Annotated in this window: 18 protein-coding genes and 1 pseudogene; 8 read left to right on the top strand and 11 right to left on the bottom strand. The window is 73.3% G+C overall.

Annotated elements, in window-relative coordinates:
* The first annotated feature begins 221 nt into the window (after positions 1-221).
* Complete coding sequence (locus ACFU9E_RS11820) at positions 222-617, top strand: hypothetical protein (RefSeq protein WP_380714939.1); 396 nt, start codon at positions 222-224, stop codon at positions 615-617.
* Here the strand turns inward: ACFU9E_RS11820 and ACFU9E_RS11815 are convergent.
* From ACFU9E_RS11815 to ACFU9E_RS11800, 4 genes are all read right to left on the bottom strand, one after another.
* Entirely contained in the window at positions 553-693 is a 141-nt protein-coding gene (locus ACFU9E_RS11815) for a hypothetical protein (protein ID WP_380714985.1), read from the bottom strand. The genes ACFU9E_RS11820 and ACFU9E_RS11815 overlap by 65 nt on opposite strands.
* 67 nt (positions 694-760) lie before the next feature.
* On the bottom strand, positions 761-1,732 hold the full coding sequence (locus tag ACFU9E_RS11810) for a hypothetical protein (RefSeq protein WP_380687040.1): 972 nt from the start codon (positions 1,730-1,732) through the stop codon (positions 761-763).
* Positions 1,729-2,655, bottom strand: coding sequence for an ABC transporter ATP-binding protein (locus tag ACFU9E_RS11805; RefSeq protein ID WP_380687042.1), 927 nt, complete (start codon positions 2,653-2,655; stop codon positions 1,729-1,731). Before ACFU9E_RS11805 ends, ACFU9E_RS11810 begins: the two co-directional genes overlap by 4 nt.
* Positions 2,655-3,092 (bottom strand): GntR family transcriptional regulator, encoded by a 438-nt coding sequence (locus tag ACFU9E_RS11800; protein WP_380687044.1) that lies wholly within the window; start codon positions 3,090-3,092, stop codon positions 2,655-2,657. The genes ACFU9E_RS11805 and ACFU9E_RS11800 overlap by 1 nt, the downstream gene beginning before the upstream one ends.
* Positions 3,093-3,366: 274 nt before the next feature.
* On the opposite strand from ACFU9E_RS11800, the pseudogene ACFU9E_RS11795 reads away from it, so the two are divergent.
* Positions 3,367-3,982 (top strand): annotated as a pseudogene (locus tag ACFU9E_RS11795) (M4 family metallopeptidase); the annotation flags it as partial.
* Here ACFU9E_RS11795 and ACFU9E_RS11790 read toward each other — a convergent pair.
* The 3 genes from ACFU9E_RS11790 to ACFU9E_RS11780 all read right to left on the bottom strand — a co-directional run bounded on the left by ACFU9E_RS11790 (position 3,979) and on the right by ACFU9E_RS11780 (position 5,869).
* Complete coding sequence (locus tag ACFU9E_RS11790) at positions 3,979-4,545, bottom strand: DUF6529 family protein (protein WP_380687046.1); 567 nt, start codon at positions 4,543-4,545, stop codon at positions 3,979-3,981. The pseudogene ACFU9E_RS11795 and the gene ACFU9E_RS11790 overlap by 4 nt on opposite strands.
* Positions 4,546-4,549: 4 nt before the next feature.
* Entirely contained in the window at positions 4,550-5,101 is a 552-nt protein-coding gene (locus tag ACFU9E_RS11785; RefSeq protein ID WP_380687048.1) for a hypothetical protein, read from the bottom strand.
* 360 nt (positions 5,102-5,461) lie between these two features.
* Positions 5,462-5,869, bottom strand: a complete 408-nt coding sequence (locus tag ACFU9E_RS11780) for an ArsR/SmtB family transcription factor (RefSeq protein ID WP_380687050.1) — start codon at positions 5,867-5,869, stop codon at positions 5,462-5,464.
* 104 nt (positions 5,870-5,973) lie between these two features.
* Between ACFU9E_RS11780 and ACFU9E_RS11775 the strand changes: the two genes are divergently transcribed.
* Both ACFU9E_RS11775 and ACFU9E_RS11770 read left to right on the top strand, forming a co-directional pair.
* Positions 5,974-7,992, top strand: coding sequence for a heavy metal translocating P-type ATPase (locus ACFU9E_RS11775; RefSeq protein WP_380714937.1), 2,019 nt, complete (start codon positions 5,974-5,976; stop codon positions 7,990-7,992).
* Positions 7,989-8,402 (top strand): (2Fe-2S) ferredoxin domain-containing protein, encoded by a 414-nt coding sequence (locus ACFU9E_RS11770; RefSeq protein WP_380688963.1) that lies wholly within the window; start codon positions 7,989-7,991, stop codon positions 8,400-8,402. The genes ACFU9E_RS11775 and ACFU9E_RS11770 overlap by 4 nt, the downstream gene beginning before the upstream one ends.
* Positions 8,403-8,573: 171 nt before the next feature.
* Here ACFU9E_RS11770 and ACFU9E_RS11765 read toward each other — a convergent pair whose 3' ends face one another.
* Positions 8,574-9,737 carry a low temperature requirement protein A gene (locus ACFU9E_RS11765; protein ID WP_380688960.1) on the bottom strand — a complete coding sequence of 388 codons (1,164 nt, stop codon included), beginning with the start codon at positions 9,735-9,737 and terminating at the stop codon, positions 8,574-8,576.
* A 26-nt stretch (positions 9,738-9,763) separates the two neighbouring features.
* On the opposite strand from ACFU9E_RS11765, the gene ACFU9E_RS11760 reads away from it, so the two are divergent.
* The 3 genes from ACFU9E_RS11760 to ACFU9E_RS11750 all read left to right on the top strand — a co-directional run bounded on the left by ACFU9E_RS11760 (position 9,764) and on the right by ACFU9E_RS11750 (position 11,734).
* Complete coding sequence (locus ACFU9E_RS11760) at positions 9,764-10,087, top strand: helix-turn-helix domain-containing protein (RefSeq protein WP_380688958.1); 324 nt, start codon at positions 9,764-9,766, stop codon at positions 10,085-10,087.
* 156 nt (positions 10,088-10,243) lie between these two features.
* A complete protein-coding gene (locus tag ACFU9E_RS11755; protein WP_380688956.1) occupies positions 10,244-11,254 on the top strand; it encodes an aldo/keto reductase in 1,011 nt (336 codons plus the stop codon).
* A gap of 60 nt (positions 11,255-11,314) precedes the next feature.
* Complete coding sequence (locus tag ACFU9E_RS11750; protein ID WP_380688954.1) at positions 11,315-11,734, top strand: SRPBCC family protein; 420 nt, start codon at positions 11,315-11,317, stop codon at positions 11,732-11,734.
* A 75-nt stretch (positions 11,735-11,809) separates the two neighbouring features.
* Here ACFU9E_RS11750 and ACFU9E_RS11745 read toward each other — a convergent pair whose 3' ends face one another.
* The 3 genes from ACFU9E_RS11745 to ACFU9E_RS11735 all read right to left on the bottom strand — a co-directional run bounded on the left by ACFU9E_RS11745 (position 11,810) and on the right by ACFU9E_RS11735 (position 15,065).
* Entirely contained in the window at positions 11,810-12,838 is a 1,029-nt protein-coding gene (locus ACFU9E_RS11745) for an alpha/beta fold hydrolase (protein ID WP_380684458.1), read from the bottom strand.
* A gap of 11 nt (positions 12,839-12,849) precedes the next feature.
* A complete protein-coding gene (locus ACFU9E_RS11740; RefSeq protein ID WP_380684459.1) occupies positions 12,850-14,130 on the bottom strand; it encodes an esterase/lipase family protein in 1,281 nt (426 codons plus the stop codon).
* A gap of 143 nt (positions 14,131-14,273) precedes the next feature.
* The gene (locus ACFU9E_RS11735) at positions 14,274-15,065 is read right to left on the bottom strand and encodes a 3-hydroxybutyrate dehydrogenase (RefSeq protein ID WP_380684460.1); all 792 of its coding nucleotides are present in this window, start codon (positions 15,063-15,065) and stop codon (positions 14,274-14,276) included.
* 326 nt (positions 15,066-15,391) lie between these two features.
* On the opposite strand from ACFU9E_RS11735, the gene ACFU9E_RS11730 reads away from it, so the two are divergent.
* Positions 15,392-18,235 (top strand): SdrD B-like domain-containing protein, encoded by a 2,844-nt coding sequence (locus ACFU9E_RS11730; RefSeq protein ID WP_380684461.1) that lies wholly within the window; start codon positions 15,392-15,394, stop codon positions 18,233-18,235.
* Positions 18,236-18,756: the final 521 nt, after the last annotated feature.

Raw genomic sequence — 18,756 nt, 5'->3', positions numbered from 1 at the left:
ACGTGATCAAGGGGCAAGGAGGACCCGGGGCCAGCCACGGCTGGCCGGCGCGCAGGGCCAACGAGCTCGCGGCCGAGCGCGGCGCGCGTACCGCATACACCCATACGGGTGCAAAACGCTGGGCCGAGTTGGGCATGGTGCCGCGCCGGCCGGCGCCCGCCTGCCTGGCCGCTGCGCTGGGCGAACGCCTCGGGCGGCCGGTCACGCTCGGGGAGACGGGTATGGGCGAGGTGCGCCCAGTCGACCCCGGTGTGGGGTTGTACTTCCCGCGTGACCCCGAGGTCGCCCTGCGCGGCGCCATCGAGCACTGGAGCGTCCCCGTGAACCGTCGAACTCTCCTCCCCGGCGCCGGCTCGTTCGCGATCGGCGCCTGCACCACTCCGGCCCTGCGCCTGGCCCGCGCGGCCGGCGACGTCGAGGTCGCCGCGTGCACCCTGGCGACGATCAGCCTCCGGGCGATGCTGCGCGGATACCCGCAGGAGGTGATCGACATGGCCCAGGGTGCCTACGACCGCGCCCGTCACCGGGCCGCGCCGCGCGCGCTCGCGTTCATCAAGCCCTCCGCTCGGCTGCTCCCGAGACGTGCCGGTGCTGGATCTCGAACCGGTACGGGCTGATGTCGTACTCGGTCTCGCCGAGCTTGCGCACGATCGTGACGTCAGTGAGCCCGGTCTCCTCCCGGGCTTCCCGCAGCGCGGCGGCCTCCGGGGCCTCGCCCGGCCGGACGCTCCCGGCCGGGACCTGGATGCCGACCTCCTCGTCAGACCGCCCGGCGGCGCACCCACCACAGGGCCGCCGCGGCCAGGAGGAGGGCCAGCAGGAACATCCAGCCGGCTTCGATCCACTGGAACGGCCAGTAGCGGTGGGCCGGTTGGTAGACCTCGTGCGCGGTGAACGTGCCGTCGCGCAACAGCGCCCGGCCCTGGGCGAAGGTGTCGACCTTGCGGTAGAACTCGTCCGAGGTGTACCGGTTGCCCGCCACGTCCGAGAACCAGACGGAGGAGACCCAGCTCTGGTCCGTAGTAACCGAGTTGAGAGTCTGGACAGTGCGTTCCATCGGCGGCAGGTAGTTGAACCGCACCGCCTCCGCCACGAACGGCAGCGCCACCGACACGGCCAGGGCGATGCCGATCGCGACGACGGTGCGGCGCAGGACCGCGCCCGCGAGGACGGCCACGGCGAAGGTGAGCAGCGAGCGGGCCACCATCACCGGCGCCCCCTGGACGAAGAGGTCGCGGCCGAAGCGGCTGCTCTCCTGGGCGAGCGGCGCGTTCCACCAGGCCAGCACCAGTGCGAGCAGCAGTGATCCCGCCGCCAGCGCGGCGCCCGCGACGGCCGTCACGCCGACCGTCCAGCGGGCGCGGCCGGCGCCCTGCGTCCAGGCGAAGCGGTAGGTGCCGTGCTCGAACTCCCTGGCCAGCAGCGGGCCTCCGAGGAAGGCGCCGAACGCGCCGCCGAGCGCGTAGAGCAAGCTGTCGCCGACCTGGAGCGCGGCGCCGTACTCCCGGAGGAAGTTCTTCCACATGGTGATGCACTCGTCGGAGGCGGGGTCGCAGGTGTCCGCCCCGGTGGCCGTGAGGCCGTCGTGCACGTACCAGCCGTGCGCCCAGAACAGGGCGCCGAGGGCGGCGAGGACGCCGAACAGGGTCAGCAGGGACGTGCGGTGCCGCAGGGCGGCGGCCTTGGTCACCCCGAGCGCGGAGGCGCCCGGGGTTGCGGTCAGCGTGCTCACGCGCGCAGTGCTCCTTCACCGGTAGGAACGGCCCGACGTGGGCCGGGGAGGGCGGAGGCCGTCGGCTCGCGCAGGTAGGCGAGCACCAACTCCTCCAGGCCGACGCGCTGTTGGCTCCAGGCGCCGGAGACCGGGGCGTCCGCGCCGCCGGTGCGCACCAGCAGGTGGGACTGCGCTCCGGCGCGGCGGTCGCGCACGACGGGCAGTCGGGCGGCCACCTCCTCGGCCTCGGCGGTCGGGCCGGTGAGCATCCGGTGGCCGACGAGCAGGTCGTCGACCTCCCCCGCGACCTGCACCCGGCCGCCGCCGAGCACCACCAGGTAGTCACAGGCCTGTTCGAGCTCGCTGACGGCGTGCGAGGAGAACACCACCGAGAGGCCGTCCTCGGCGACGGCCGTGAGCAGCGCGGCCATGAAGTCGTGCCGGGCGAGCGGGTCGAGTGCCGCCAACGGCTCGTCCATCAGCAGGAGTTCGGGGCGCTTGGCCAGGGCCAGGGCGAGCGAGACCTGGGCCTGCTGGCCGCCGGAGAGGCGCCCGTACTTGCGCTCGACCGGGATGCCGAGGTCCGCCAGATGGGTGCGCGCCCGGGCGTCGTCCCAGCGGCGGTTGAGGTGGCGGCCCATCGCGAGCAGGTCGCCCACGCGAAGGCCCGGGTAGAGCGCGGCGTTCTGGGCGACGAAGGCGATCCGGTCCAACGCCTCGGGGGAGCCCGGGAGTCGGCCGCCGAGGACGCTCATCGCACCCTCGGTGGGAAGGGAGAGCCCGGCCAGGAGGCCGAGCAGGGTGGTCTTGCCCGCGCCGTTGGGGCCGACCAGCGCCACCACGTGCCCGGCGGGGATCGCCAGGTTGCAGTCCTTCAGCGCCCAGGAACGGCGGTAGCGCTTGCCGATCCCGCCGCAGTCGATCACCGTGTCCCCCGCCATCAGGCCACCACCCCGTCACGGCCCTCGCGCAGGTCGCGCAGCGCGTCCTCGAACACCGCAACCATCCCCCCTTCGTCCAGCCCGGCGGCTCGCGCCGAGCGCATCCAGTCCAGCAACCCCCGCCGCAGCGCGGCCCGTTCGCGCAGCGGCACCACCCCGGCGGGCAGCCCGCGCACGAAGGTGCCCTGGCCGCGCCGACCGGTGGCCAGGCCCCGGTGTTCCAACTCCCGGTATGCCTTGAGCACGGTGTTGGGGTTGATCGCCAGGCCGGCGACCACCTCGCGCACCCGGGGCAGCCGGTCCCCCTCGGTCAACCAGCCCATCCGCAGCGCCTGTTCGACCTGCTGCACGAGTTGCAGGTAGGTCGGGACACCGGAGGCCGGGTCCAGGCGGAACTCGATGGGAGAGGGCTGGTCAGCACCTTTATCTAGTTCCATAGGTAAAGAGATAAGCGGCTGGATGGCGGTCCGTCAAGTCGAGGAAGCGCAACGGGCTCCGCCCAGCCCGTCACCGGACACGCTTGGTGACTCCGGGGCCTGACGCAACGTCGGCTCCAGCGAGCTGAAGTGGTGAGTCCGGCCACCAGCTCGGTGCGCCCGTCGCGCGCCTGGGCCCGGTTGACGAGCGAGCCGCCGCCGTCACCGACCGCAGGGGCGGTGCCGCCTACGGCATGCTCGGTGGCCTGCTCGCCGCCCCAGGCCGGTACACAAGGAGCCCGGCGCGCTCTCCGTGCCCATCTCCGACGTCTTCGCGTCCCTCGTCAAGCAGTACGCGCTGGGCCGGAGCGCCGACCGGGCCGACTGGCTCCTCGGCGCCGGGATGCTCACCCCGGGTGTCAACGGCAAGGCCCTGCGCTCGCTGGCCGCACCCGGCACGGCCTACGACGACCCCAGGCTCGGCAAGGACCCGCAGCCGGCCCACACGGACGGCTACCACGACATGCCGATCCACCGGGACAACGGCGGAGTGCACGTCAACTCGGGTCTCGGGTGTCCGCAACCGCGCCTTCCACCTCACCGCCACCGCCATCGGCGGCAACGCCTGGGAGAAGGCCGGCCGGATCTGGTACGACGTCGCCACCGGCGGCAAGCTCTCCGAGGAGGCCAGGTTCGCCGACTTCGCGAAGCTGACCGCGGCCGTCGCCGAGGAGCTCTACGGCGCCGGGACCGAACTGGACGCCGTCACCTCGGCCAGGCATCCCGCGCACCGACCACCACTTCCGCTCCCCGGCGCTCCCCGGCGTTCCGCCGGAGGCCCGTGGACGGGTGCCCCGAGCTGCGAGGGGGCTTCCGGTGGGATCGGCTACGGACCGATCCCACCAGGCTAGAAGCCCGGTGCGTGGTAGCCGTTGAGGTACCAGAGCGCCGCCGAGTACCAGAGCAGTGCGATGGTGAGGACGAGGACGCCGCCGGCGGCGGGCAGGGCCCAGCCGGGCAGCCGCCGGTGGCGGACGACGATCACTTTGGCGACGAAGGCGCCGTAGAGGAAGCAGCCGCTCAGTGAGTGCAGGGTGGTGCGGGCGTCGGTCAGCTGCACCCCGTAGGCGACCAGGCAGTGCCGGGCGATCGGCAGGGAGAGCAGGAAGGCGGCGAGGCCGCCGAGCCGGTGGATCCGTCCGACCGGTCGTGGCGCCGCTCCCAGGCCGGGGAGTCGCCCGTACAGCCAGAGAGCGAGCAGCAGTTGGATCAGGGCGAGGCCGAGCAGGGCGGTGCCGAGCTCGGCCTTCAGCTGCTGGGCGTCGCCGAATCGGGCGCCGAACAGGGAGGTGGCGTACGCGGGAGTGTGCGCGCGGCCGAACCAGAACACGCCGACCACCGCCGCGACCGGCGGGAGCGCCCAGAGCGCGGCCCGTAGCGTTCGCCCGGACTCCGGGCGCTCGTCGCCGGTCACCGGATCAGCTGCTCTCGACCTTGTTGCCGGCCGGGTTCACGACGTACCACTTGGCGCCGAAGGCGCTGGATTCCTGGCCGTTGGTGTCGCCCTGGGCCTTGTCGCCCTGGAAGTGGTAGAGCGGGTGGCCGTTGTAGACGATCTGGGTCTTGCCGTCGGTGCGGGTGCTCGTGGACAGCTTGGTCTGCTCGGCGCCGTGGGCGGCGGTGGGGGCGCCCTCGGTGAGGGCCGGTGGCCAGGCCGCGGCGCAGTCGCCGTAGCAGGTGGAGGCGGTGGAGGTGTCCTTCTCGAAGAGGTAGAGGGTCATGCCCTGGGAGTCGACCAGGATGTCGCCGAACTGGCCGATGGGTGCTGCCGCGACGATCGCGGCGCCGCCCGCACCGGTCGGGGTGCTCGTGGCGGTGGCGGTGCTGGTGGCGGTGCTGGTCGGCTGCGTCGCGGTGGGGGACGGGCTTGACGGACCGGTGGTCGATTTACTGCTCGAACAACCGCCGCACACCGCGGTGAGCAGGGTGACGGCGGCGAGCGAGACGGCCGCGAGGCGGCGCTGGTTCATGGGGCTCTCCGGCGGATCGAGGACGCTGGGCTCCACTACGGCCAGATCGGCCCGACGCGGCCCCGGCGGCGCGCCGGACGGTCAGCGCGTCGGGGGACACGGGGGGAGCCGATCAGGTGAAGGCGTGACGCCGGGTCGGCGGTGGTGAGGGGCGGCGCGGCCGCCAGGGTGCCGCGTCTCTTCGCGCCGTTCGTGCTCGTGCTCGTCGTCATCGCCGTGCCCTCCGTCGTCCTGCGGTCGGTGTGGGTACGACGGTGTCGGGCGCCCGTCAGCCGCTCGGCAGAGCGACGGCAAAGGCGTGTAAGACGTCATCGGGGGGTTCCCGCCGGACTTCGTCCCGCCCGGTGCGGGGAGGGCCGGTCAGGGCGTGGGGTCGAGCGCCGGGTCCGATCCGTCGGCCTCGGCCTCGGCCTCGGCCGCGTCGCTCAGGCCGAGGCGCAGGTGCTCGGTGTGGTAGACGGCCTGGTCGAGGAGTTCGGCGACGTGGTTGGCGTGCAGCGCGTAGACGACCGAGCGGCCCTGGCGCCGGCCGACGACCAGGCCGAGGTTGCGCAGCAGGCGCAGTTGGTGGGAGCAGGCGGACTGTTCCATGCCGACCTCGTGGGCGAGTTCGGTGGCGGCGCAGGGGCCTTCGCGCAGACGGGCGAGGATCAGCAGCCGCGACGGTGTGGCCAGGGCTTGGAGAGTGCCGGCAACCCGGGCGGCGTTGGAGGCGTCCAGGCGTATGCGGGGGACGGCGTTCTTCGGGGGAGCGGCTCCATGACCCATGGGCCAATACTACAGACCATAGATGAAGAGCTGTTCATATGTTCCTGTATTGTGAGTTGAGTCGTTAGTCCTGCCCATGGCCTGTGCGAAGGGTCCTGCCTGCCATGTCCTCCACCCTGACCGAGCGCCCCGCCACCGCGGTGGCCGCGGCGCCCACGACTGTCGCGCCCCGGCGGCGCACGCGGATCTTCGCCCTGCCGGAGGCCCGATGGGCCGCCGCCTCGCTGGTGCTGTTCCTGATCGCGCTGCCGCTGCAGCTGACCGGCGCCCCGGCCTGGGCGTGGGGGCCGCTGTACGCGCTCGCGTACCTGACCGGCGGGTGGGAGCCGGCCTGGGCGGGCCTTCGGGCGCTGAGGGAGAAGACGCTCGACGTCGACCTGCTGATGATCGTCGCGGCGCTGGGCGCGGCGGCGGTCGGGCAGGTGATGGACGGCGCGCTGCTGATCGTCATCTTCGCCACCTCCGGTGCGCTGGAGGCGATCGCCACCGCCCGCACCGCCGACTCGGTGCGCGGACTGCTCGACCTCGCCCCCACGACGGCGGCCCGGCTGCTCGACGACGGCACCGAGGAGACCGTGCCGACTGGGCACCTGGCCGTCGGCGACACGATCCTGGTCCGGCCGGGCGAGCGGATCGGCGCCGACGGACGGGTGCTGGACGGCGCGAGCGACGTCGACCAGGCCACCATCACCGGCGAGCCGCTTCCGATCGCCAAGGCGACCGGCGACGAGGTGTTCGCCGGCACCCTCAACGGCACCGGTGCGCTGCGGGTGAAGGTCGAGCGGGACGCCTCCGACTCGGTGATCGCCCGCATCGTGAAGATGGTCGAGGAGGCGTCCGAGACCAAGGCGCCGACGCAGCTGTTCATCGAGAAGGTCGAGCAGCGGTACTCGATCGGCATGGTCGTCGCCACCCTCGCGGTCTTCGCCGTGCCGCTGGCCTTCGGCGCCGCGTTCACCGGCTCGCTGCTGCGGGCGATGACGTTCATGATCGTTGCTTCCCCCTGCGCCGTGGTGCTGGCCACCATGCCGCCGCTGCTCTCCGCGATCGCCAACGCCGGACGGCACGGCGTGCTGGTCAAGTCCGCCGTGGTGATGGAGCGGCTGGGCCAGGTCGACGCGGTCGCTCTGGACAAGACCGGCACCCTCACCGAGGGCACTCCGCGCGTCACCGACATCCGTCCGCTGGCCGGAACCGGCTGCACCGCGGAGGAGCTGCTGGCGCTGGCGGCGGCGGCCGAGCACCCCAGCGAGCACCCGCTCGCCCGCGCGATCGTGGACGCCGCCCGCACCCGCGGGCTCACCCCGGCCGCGGCGCAGGACTTCTCCTCCGCCCCCGGCATCGGTGTCACCGCCATCGTCGACGGCCGCGCCGTCGCCGTCGGCGCCCCGGCGCGGCTGCGCGGAGGCGCCTCCCGGCCGGAGGGCGGGGGAGGCGCCGACGGCGGCATCCGCGCGCGGGCCGCCGCCGTCGCGGCCGAGTTGGAGGACGGCGGCCGCACCGCGGTCCTCGTCGAGGTCGACGGCGTCCCGGCCGGCGTCCTCGGCATCGCGGACCGCCTGCGTCCGGACGCCCCCGCGACCGTCGGCGCGCTGACCGCGCTGACCGGTGCCGCCCCGGTCCTGCTGACCGGCGACAACCCGCGCGCCGCGAAGCGCCTGGCCGGCGAGGTCGGCATCACGGACGTGCGGGCGGGGCTGCTGCCGCAGGACAAGGTCGCCGCGGTCAAGGAGTGGGAGGCGGCCGGGCGCAAGGTGCTGGTGGTCGGCGACGGTGTCAACGACGCTCCCGCGCTCGCGGCCGCGCACACCGGCCTCGCGATGGGCCGGGCCGGCTCCGACCTCGCCCTGGAGACCGCCGACGCGGTCATCGTCCGCGACGAACTCGCCACCGTCCCCGCCGTCGTCGCGCTCTCCCGCCGGGCCCGCTCCTTCGTGGTGCAGAACCTGGTGATCGCCTCGGTGTTCATCGGCGTGCTGGTGGTGTGGGACCTGGTCGCCACCCTGCCGCTGCCGCTGGGCGTGCTCGGCCATGAGGGTTCCACCGTGATCGTCGGCCTGAACGGGCTGCGCCTGCTGCGCGACGCCGCCTGGAAGCGGGCCGCCGCCGAGGGCCTCCGATGAGCCGCCGGGCGCGCGAGAAGGCCCAGGCTCCCGCCCCGGGGGCGGCGGCCCGCTGCACAGTGACCGTCTGCCGGGGCTGCTGCTGCGGTACGGCGAAGGTTCCCGGCCTCGATCACGCCGCCCAGCTCGCCGGGCTGCGGGCCGCGCTGGCGGGAACGGCGAACGTGCGCCCGGTCGACTGCCTGGACGCCTGCGAGCGGGCCAATGTGATCGTCGTCCAGCCCTCCCCGGAGGGCCGGAAGGCGGGCGGGCGGCCGGTCTGGCTCGGGCTGGTCAACGATCCGGAGGCGGCTGCCGACCTCACCGCCTGGATCGAGGCGGGCGGCCCCGGCGCGGCCGGGATGCCCGGTGTCCTCGACCTGTACGCCTTCCAGCCGTCCCGCCGCATCCGGGGGCGGATCGGCGACTGAGCCCTGCGGCGGCTGCGCGGACCTCGGCACGACTTCGCCACTCCGGGCTGGATCGGCTGGGGCCGGATCCTGCCCACCGCCTGATCCTGTCCGCCGTCCGACTCCTCCTGTGACCGCGGTGCCCCATCGCCTCCCGGCGGTGGGGCACCGCGCGTTCCGGCGGGCCGACGGTCAGGGCGGGCCCGCGTCGGGCATGGCGGCGAGGACACGGCGGTGCACCGGTTTCAGGGCGAGGACGAGCGACACGAGGACGGCGTCCAGGAGCAGGACGGACACCAGGGGCGGCAGCCAGCGGGCCGGGACGGCAGCGAGGGCGCAGGCGAGGCAGGCGAGCAGGCGGGTGCCCCAGGCCTGGCCGGTGGAGGTGTAGTACCACCAGGCCTGGGTGATCACGTAGAGGATCGGGCCGCCGAACAGGAGGAGGCTGAGCGTGGTGCTGCCGTGGCCGGTGGGGTGGGCGATGGCGAGTTCGGCGCCGACGGCGAGGGCGACCAGGCCGGCCAGGGTGGGGTACTGGCCGCTGACGGCGTGGCGGACCGGCAGCAGGCGGTCGGTCGCGGTGGCGACGTGCCGCGCCAGGATGGACTCGCCGCCCCGGAAGTAGCTCGCACACAGGCACACCACGGCGACGAACACGCCCAGGCCGGTGGTCACGGTCGGCGGGTCTACCGGGGCGGCGGAGATCGCCCCGCCGATGGTCAGCACGGTCTCGCCGAGCTGCAGGATGATGAACAGACGGATCCGTTCCACCATGTGGTCGGCGTCGAAGACCAGGTCGCGGGAGGTGAGGACGTTGCCGGGCAACGGGTGCGCCAGCCACACGCCGGTCATGTCGACCGCGGCGGCAGCGGCCCACCAGGCCAGCCGCGGCCCGGAACCGACGCCCGCCCCGACGAGCCACAGCGGGACGGAGACGACCGCCCACGCGGTCACCCGGCGGTAGTGCCGGCGCAGCACGGCCGTCGGGGCGGTCACGGCGGCCGTGACGTCGGTCAGGAACAGGATCGCGACCAGGGGGACGGCGAAGGCCCACGGCCGGCCGGCGAACGCGTGCGGCACCTGGGCGTTCATGAACAGCCCCAGGCCCATCACCGTCAGCACCAGCCACCGCGTCCGGGGCAGCTCCACGTCCAGGAAGGTGGCGTCGAAGCTGGTGAGCGCCCAGCAGCTGAGCACCGCGACCAGCATCACCGCGGTCTCCGCCGCACCGCGCCAGGACAGCTCCTCGTGCAGGTGCTCCGCGAGCTGGCCGATGGCGAAGACGAAGACCAGGTCGAAGAAGAGCTCCAGCGGGGAGACGCTGCGGCGCAGGACGGAGAACGGCGCGCGGCTCACCTCGCCGCGCCCTTCCGGTACACGCGATGGCTCGGCATGGGTTCACGATCGGACGGGGCCCGGCCTCGCGCAATCGGGAGTCCGGCCCGCGGGTCAGGCGATGCGGAGGGTGGCGGCGCGTACTCCCAGAGCGGGTCGGCGGGGCGGCGGGGTCGAGGGCGTGGGCGGCGACGCCGCCGGGGCGGTTCGCCGCCCGACGGCTACGCGAGGGCCAGGACAGCCTGGCCGCCATCGCCCACGCCGTCGGCTACGGGGCGGCGAGCGCGCTGAGTGTCGCGTTCAGGCGGGCGTCGGGCGTACCCCCGGGCGACTACCGCCGGAACCCGGTGGCGGCCGAGCACTTGCATTAGCAAGCGTGTGCAACTATTGTCTTCACATGTAAGGCGCTTCCGCATCTATCCGGAACGCCTCGCGTCCGCCCCTGAGGCATCCATTCCTTCCTGTCTCATTCCCTGTGCCCGGGACGCCGTCATGTCCCCGGCGACGCTGATCGAAAAGGTACTGTCATGTCCCTGAAGAAGATCCTTCCCGGCAAGCTCGGCTTCGGTACCGCCCCGCTGGGCAACATGTTCCGCGCGATCCCCGACGAGGAGGCCGCCGCCACTGTCGAGGCCGCCTGGGACCAGGGCGTCCGCTACTACGACACCGCCCCCTTCTACGGCGCGGGCCTGGCCGAGGAGCGCCTGGGCGAGGTCCTCGCCACCAAGCCGCGCGAGGAGTACGTGCTGTCCACCAAGGTCGGCCGCGTCATCCTCGACGAGGTGGAGGAGGGCGAGCGCGACCTCGGCGAGAAGGGCGGCCTGTTCGAGCACGGCAACCCCAACAAGATGCTCCACGTGTGGACGGCCGACGCCGCCGAGCGCTCCATCGAGGACAGCCTCAAGCGCCTGCGCACCGACCGCCTGGACATCGTCTGGGTCCACGACATCGCCCAGGACTTCCACGGCGACGCCTGGCTGAGCAAGTTCGAGGAGGCCCGTACCGGCGCCTTCCGCGTCCTGTCCCGCCTGCGCGACGAGGGCGTCATCAAGGCCTGGGGCCTGGGCGTCAACAAGACCGAACCCATCGAGCTGACCCTCGCCCTCGACGAACCGCAGCCCGACGGCTTCCTGCTCGCCGGCCGCTACACCCTCCTCGACCACGACCACGCCCTCCAGCGCCTCCTGCCCCTCGCCCAGGAGCAGAACGTCGACATGGTCGTCGGCGGCCCCTACAGCTCCGGCGTCCTCGCCGGCGGCACCCACTTCGAGTACCAGGCCGCCCCGCCGCAGATCATCGAGCGCGTCGGCCGCCTCAAGGACCTCGCCGCCGCCCACGGCGTCTCCACCAAGGCCGCCGCCCTCCAGTTCTCCCTCGCCCACCCCGCCACCGCAGCCGTCATCCCCGGCGCCACCAGGCCCAGCCGGATCGCCGAGGACACCGCCGCGCTGAACGAGACCGTCCCGGCCGCGTTCTGGACCGACCTGCGCGCCGCCGGCCTGGTCAGCCCGGCCGCCCCGCTGCCCAACGGCGCCTGAGCACCCCCAGCCCCTACACCCCCCCACACCCCACACACGCCCCCACCAGGAGAAGTCACCATGGCCTCCACCTCCGTCAGCCGCACCGTCCCCGCCACCCCCGAGAAGGTCTGGAACCTCATCGGCGGCTTCGACGCCCTCCCCGACTGGCTCCCCTACATCCCCGAGAGCGTCGCCTCCCAGGGCGGCCGCGTCCGCAGCCTCAAGAACCCCGAGGGCCAGGTCATCGTCGAACGCCTCGTCGACTTCAACGAGACCGAGCGCCAGTACAGCTACGCCATCCTCCAGGCCCCGTTCCCGGTCGACGGCTACGTCTCCACCATCCGCGTGCACGCCGTCCCCGGCCGCGACGACCTCGCCGAGGTCCAGTGGTCAGGCCGCTTCAACCCGGTCAACGCCACCGACCAGGAGGTCGTCGACCTCTTCACCGGCATCTACACCGACGGCCTCGACGCCCTCCACAAGACCCTCGCCGGCTGAACGGCACCGAACAGCCCCGTGGCCCCGGCCCGCACAACGGCGGATCGGGGCCACGGGGCTGTGGCGGCCGTGTCGTCAGGCTCCGTCCAGCACCTCCACCAGCGCGGCCAGGAACTCCTTCGGCCGCTCCAGGTGCACGCTGTGCCCGGCGCCCTCGACGACCACCTCGCGCACCCGCCCGCCGGCGGCGGCGTAGCGGTCGAGGACGGCGCGGGTCTGCGCCACCATCGGCTGCGCCGGGCAGGCGTCCGCGCCGGGCCAGCCCGGGACCGCGCCGATCGCCCCGAGGTGGGCGAGGTCGAACAGCGAGGTGTCGGAGACGATCACGTCGGCCGAACCGCGGATCCACAGGACGGGCGGCTTCGGTTCGACCAGTTCCAGGTCGTCGATCCGGAAGTGGACCGGCGCCATGGAGTTGAGGACGCCCCGCTCGCCGGGTGCGACGCCCGGCCAGGTGTCGCTCGGCCGACTGTCGCCGGGGTAGTGGTCCTCCCCGGTCCGGGTGGTCAGCATGGCGGCCACGTAGCGGTCCGGCTCGGCCAGCGGCGCGCTGACGTAGGCGGTGTCCAGCACCGAACGCGGCGCGAACGGCGACCCGGCGCCCGACTCGCCCTCGCCCAGCAGCCGGACGAACTCCGCCGCCGCGGTGCCGGCGCCGGAGCCCGCCCCGTCGGGCGAGTTGAGCGTCCCGTCCACCCCGTGGGTGCCGCCGAACCCGTACGGGGAGACCGGGTTGACCAGGGTGAGCGAGCGGACCAGCTCAGGGTGATCGCGTAGCAGTTGCAGCGCCACCCCGGCGCCCATGCTCCAGCCGACCAGGTGCACCGGGCCCAGGGACAGCTCCTGGAGGTAGGAGAGCAGGTCCTCGCTGTGGTCGCGCAGACCCCGGGTGGCGTCCACCGGCAGCGGCTCGGTGCCGCCGAAGCCGCGCAGGTCGGGCGCCAGCGGGCGGTAGCGCTCGGGCAGGTCGGCCATGGTCGGGTGCCAGAACACGCCGGAGGAGACGTTGCCGTGGACCAGGACCACCGGCTCGCCGGTGCGGCCCTCGATCTCGGCGTGGTTCACGGTCAGCCGTTCGGTGGTGATCAGTCGATCGGTGATCATCGGGCGTGTCCTCAGTTCAGCCAGCCGGCGACCTGGGCGCTCGCCGCGCCGTCCCAGCCGAGTTGCAGGTGGTTGGCGAGGGAGATCAGCGCGGTGCCGCCGACCGTGGCGATGCCGGTGGTGTCCAGGGCGCTGGCCACGAAGACCACGCCGTCGCTGGGGGCGCGGTTCTCGTTGAAGATGCCGACGACGCTGGGCGCGCCGCCCGCCAGGAGGTAGGTCGTCACCGAGGCGGGCACCCCGGCCTGGTGCAGCGGGGCGATCAGCGAGCCGGCGTTGATCGCGGCCTGGATGCCTCCGCCGTCGGTGTAGAAGCCCTGCCCGCCGTAGTAGGTGGTGTACCAGTCCTGCTGGGTCTGGTCGATGCCGAAGACCGAGTCCCAGCGGGCCAGCATCTGCCGCTGCCCGGGGTAGACGTCGTAGCCGCCCGAGGGGGCGAAGGAGAACTCCGGGTGCGCGGTGTAGGTGCCGTAGCAGGTCATCCGCAGGTGCGGCGCGGGGGCGTTGACCTGGCCGCCGCACTGCGGCCAGATGGAGAAGTCGTGCGCCCACCCGTGGGCGAACGGGTAGTCGTAGCCGCCGTTCGGGCCGCCCATGGTGATCAGCTTGCGCACGTCGCCGGCGTACGGGCGGCCCCAGGAGGGCTTGACCGAGGACACGTAGGAGCGCGCGGACATCTCGCCCTTGCTCCAGCCCACCACGTCCACCTGGGGGACGCCGAGCTTGGCGCGGATCAGCGCGACGGCGTCGCCGACCGCCTGGGCCTGCATCAGGTTGTCGCCCTGCTTGTGCGCGAAGCCGACCGCGAAGACCCGGTAGCCCCGCCCGGACAGGTACTGCATCAGACCGGTGCCCGGACAGGAGACGGCTCCGCAGCCGTAGCCGCCGGACTCCCCGGGATTGGCCCAGGCCCGGTCCGGGTTGTCGTTGGCGCCGTGCACCAGCAGCACCGGGACCTGGTGCGAGCCGGTGTTCCAGCCCGGGGCCGAGTAGAGCAGGAAGCGGCCCGAGAACGGCTGCTTGACGCCGCCGAAGAAGGTGAGCCGCTGGCCGTCCTGGTTGCCGCGGCCGTCCGGCGGATACTGCTCCTGCTGGAAGCCGGGGGTGGTGTCGAGGTACCGCTCGACGCGGTCCCAGCCGTTGGCGACGCTGCTGTAGCTCGCCTCCAGCGTCAGGTTGGAGGGCACCGCCGCCGAGGCCGGCACCGCCGGGACGACCGCGCCGATCAGCGCCAGCACGCTCGCCAGCAGCCATCCGAAGCCTCTGCGCCTGCCACGTCCGCTTCTCCACATACCGCGTTCACTCCTCCACACCGAGGGTCCAGTGCGTGACACCCTAGGGACGCCGCGGCGTGCGCCCTATGTCGGCGGCGCATACCTCGGGCGGCACGGTGTGGGCGTCGGCCACCTGGCCAGGGGGTGGGGTGCCGGTCGGGTCAGTGGGCGGTCCAGCCCCCGTCCAGCGGGATGGACGCGCCGGTGACGAAGCCCGCGTCCGGGCCGCAGAGGAAGAGCGCGGCCCGCGCGACCTCCTCGGGCTCGATGAGCCGCTTGATCGCGGTGCGGTCGAGCATGATCCGTTCCACCACCTCCTCGGCCGGGATGCCGTGCGCGGCGGCCTGCGCGGCGATCTGGTTCTCCACCAGGGGCGTGCGCACGTACCCGGGGTTGATGCAGTTGCTGGTGACGCCGTGCGGCGCGCCCTCCAGGGCGGCGACCTTGCTGAACCCCTCCAGGGCGTGCTTGGCCGTCACGTACGCCGACTTGAAGGCACTCGCCCGCAGCCCGTGCACGGAGGAGATGTTGACGATGCGCCCCCACCCGCGCTCGTACATGTGCGGCAGGGTGCGCCGGACGATCCGGAACGGCGCTTCGACCATCACGCGCTGGATCAGTACGAAGCGCTCGACCGGGAAGTCCTGGATCGGCGCCACGTACTGGAGCCCGGCGTTGTTCACCACGATGTCGGCGTCGTCCGGGAGGGCGTCCACCGCCGCCGGGTCCGCCAGGTCGACCACATGGGCCGTGCCGCCGATCTCCGCCGCGACGGCCTCGGCGGCGTCCCCCGCCAGGTCGACGACGTACACGTGCGCGCCCGCCTCGGCGAAGGCGGTGGCGCACGCCCGGCCGATGCCGCTCGCCGCGCCCGTCACCAGGGCCTTCCGCCCGGTCAGGAAGCGGGCGGCCGGGGCGGCGGCCCGGCCGCCGGTGCTCTCGGTGTTCTCCATGGCCGCCACGCTAGGAACCCGGCGGGGTCGGGCACACGTCGCCCGGTACCACAGTTGCGTACCGGATGGTGGTGGCCACCACCACAGCGCGTCGCCTCCATCGGGCCCTCGGCCACCCGTCGGCTGAACCTGGCCAAGGTGCCGCCCCGCGGCGACGGTGTGTCGGTGTCCCGTCGAGGCGATGTCCGGCCTGGGCGGGATGGGAGTGATTTGACGTCAATTCGACTGAGTGATCAAGGGATTGTCGAACCTCCTCTAGGATTCGGGCCACGAGGCGGATCATCGCCTGAACCATGAGAGCGGGAATGACACCTACAAGTGAAGAGATGAACGGCGCCGCGCGCGGGCCGGGGCGGCGACGGTCGGGGTTGCCCGGCCGCCGTGCGGTGGGCCGGGTCGCGGTGCTCGCCCTGGGGATCGGGAGCTGCTCGATGCTGGCGGCTCCGGCGGCGTATCCGCAGGAGGCCGACGGCTCGGTGACGGTGCGGGTGGTGCGGGCGGTCGACGCCACCGGTGTGTGGAGCCCGGTCCTGGAGCCCGGCATCGGCGGGGTCACGGTGGTCCTCACCGGCGACGACGGCGCCGAGGTCACCGGAGTGACGGCCGCCGACGGCACGGTCACCCTGGCGCCGGGCACGGCCCGGTCCGCCGGCGGGAAGTACCGGGTGCAGGTCGTGAACCCGAAGCCGGGCCTGCTGTTCCCGGCCTTCGCCTCGCGGCAGGGCCTCGACGGCGCGCCGAACCAGCTGAGCAGCAACGAGGAGTTCGTCGACCTCGCCGGTGGCCGGAACGTCGCGTACACCACGGGGCTGTGGAACCCCGGCGACTACTGCCAGAAGAACGCGCCGCTGGTCACGGCCTGCCAGCCCGCGACGAGCGAGACGCAGCACCCGCGTACGCTGGTGAGCTTCCCCTACGGCGCGCGCGGCGAGAACACCGATACGACCGACCTGGCCACCAACGCCGAGACCGGCGCCGTCTACGGCATCGGGTGGAGCAAGTCCGGCAAGCGGCTGTTCAGTTCGGCGCTGGCCAAGCGGGACACCACGTACGGCCCCGGGGGCGCCGGCGCGATCTACGTCACCGACCCGGCGAACCGGACGACGTCGCTGTTCACCACCGTCCCGGACGCCGGGGCGGCGGCGCACGGTGTCGGCGCCTCCGACGACGCCTTCCTCGCCGCGCCGGGCAAGGAGAGCCTGGGCGCCCTGAAGCTCTCCGAGGACGGCCGCGACCTGTTCGTGGTCAATCTCAACAACCGCAGGCTGTACCGCTACGACGCGACCAAGGCGACGGCGTCGGCGCCGCAGGCCTCCTACCCGATTCCGGACCCGGGCTGCCCCTCGCCGGCGGACTGGCGTCCGTTCGGCCTGGGTGTGCAGGACGGCGTCGGCTACCTCGGCGGTGTCTGCTCGGGCGAGTCGACCGGGAAGGCCTCGGACCTGCGCGCCGTCGTCCTGCCCTTCGACCCGGCGACCGGAGCCTTCGGCAGGGCGGTGCTGAACCAGCCCCTGGACTACCCGCGCGCGGTCTCGGCCAAGGGCCTCTGCCCCGGGGCGGGCTGGTTCCCGTGGACGGACACGATCCCCGCCGAGCAGGACGGCAAGGCGTGCACCGGCACCGGGTTCTACGCCAACCCCGAGCCCGAGCTGGCCGAGATCGTCTTCGAGACCGACGGCTCCATGCTGCTGGCGTTCCGCGACCGGCTCACCGACAAGGCGACGGCGTTCCCGCGGACCGGCGACCCCACGACGTACCACAGCTTCGCGGCCGGCGGTGACCTGAACAAGGCGTGCCTCTCCGACGGCATGTACGTGATGGACACCAACCTCGGCTGCGGGACCGCCACGCGGGGGACCAGGTTCTTCAGCGTGGGCACCTTCCAGGGCTACCACCCGAACGCGGCCTACGCCGGCATGGCGCTGTCGAAGGTGGAGGACTCCATCGCGATCTCGGCCGTGGACCCCACCGACGTCGCGTGGCGCATCGGCACGATGTTCACCAACCGCGACGGGACGAGGGCCGCCGGCTCCGGCCTGGGCCTGAACACCTCGACCGCCAGGCCCGCCTTCGGGAAGGGCGCCTCGATGGGCGACCTGGAGGTGCTCTGCGACCAGGCGCCGCTGCAGATCGGCAACCGGGTCTGGTACGACCCCGAGCGCAAGGGCGTCCAGAGCCCGGGCCAGAGCCCCGTCCCCGGCGCCACCGTCAACCTCTACGACGAGTCCGGCAAGCTGGTCGCGTCGACGACCACCACACCGCGCGGCGAGTACTACTTCGACGACTCCAACGTGCCCGGCGGTCTGAAGCCCAGGACCGAGTACACGATCAGGATGGACAACCCGGCGGACTACGCGTCGGGCGGGCCGCTGTACCGGTGGGTGCCGACCGAGGCGGGCGTCGGCGACAACCGCTTCGTGGACTCCAAGGGCACCGTCCCGGACGGCGCCCGCTATCCGGAACGGACGCTCACCACCGGCGGACCGGGCGAGAACGACCACACCTTCGACCTCGGCTTCCGCCGCCAGGAAGGCGCGGTCCGCCTGGTCAAGCAGGACCAGGACGGAAAGCCGCTGGCGGGCGCGAGGTTCGCGCTGTGGCGGGAGACGAACGGCACCGACGGGCCGCAGACCTCCGGGGAGAAGCCCGACACCCGGGTCGGTGAGCCCTGTACGACCGGGGCCGACGGACTCTGCACGTCCACGGTCGAACCGGGAGCGTACTACTGGCAGGAGGTCAGTCCGCCGGAGGGCTACGCGGTTCCGGACAACCCGGTGTCCGGGCCGCTGGTGCTGAACTCCGAGAACCTCGACGCCGGGGTCTCGGCGACCGTGGTCAACCGGCTGCTGCCCATCCCGACCCCGACCCCGTCGCCGACGGTGACCGCGACGGCGACGGTGGCCCCGACCGCGCCGGTGAGCACCCCGGCGGCCACGCCGACGGCCACGCCGGCGGTCGCGCCCGAGGCGCCGGCACCGGCGGTACCGGCGGCAGCGGTCACGCCGACCACGTCGCCGGCCGCACCGGCCGCGCCGGGCGCCGCGCCCGGCTCGCACCTGGCCGACACCGGCCAGGACCGGGTCGTGCCGATGGCGGTCGCGGCCGTGGCGTTCACGGCCCTCGGCTGGGCACTCGTGGAGCTCCGCAGGCGCAGGGCCCGGCGCCACTAGCGTCCGGGCACGGCGTCCGACCCCGTGGTGCGTGCAGGCCCTCTCCCGGTTCAGGGGGAGGGCCTGTGCGTGTTCCGCGAGGCCTTCGCGGTCCCGCCCCGCGAGTGGCCGGCCCACGTGGCCCAGGCCGACGGCCGCAGCCCGGAGGAGGAAACCGGCCGTCCTGACGGTGGGACGGATCGCCCGTCGTGCCCGAGTCCCCCCGCACGGGTGCGGCGCCACGCCACGTGGAGGCGGTCGCCGAGGGCTCGTTGACGGTGCGTGACGGCGACACGCTGAGTGACATCGCGGAGGTCTCCGGGATCGTCGGCGGCGAGGAGTCCGGCGGACGCGACCGGAACGGGTCGGGAGTTCCGGGTGCGCCGACGGGCCGAGTTCCTACGATGGAGGGAGGGGGCCGAACGGGGGTGACCGGGGGCGAAGACAACGAGGATCCAGGCTCGGCGATCTCCCCGGCCGCGGCTGCGGCGTCGGGGCGGAACCGTTCGCACGGGGCCGTCGGCAGGGGGCCGTCCGCGTGA

This window comes from Kitasatospora sp. NPDC057595, from assembly GCF_042800875.1.
In the GTDB taxonomy this organism is placed as follows: domain Bacteria; phylum Actinomycetota; class Actinomycetes; order Streptomycetales; family Streptomycetaceae; genus Kitasatospora.
The sequence above is the reverse complement of the archived record's forward strand: the minus strand, read 5'-3'. Positions and strand labels throughout refer to the sequence as shown.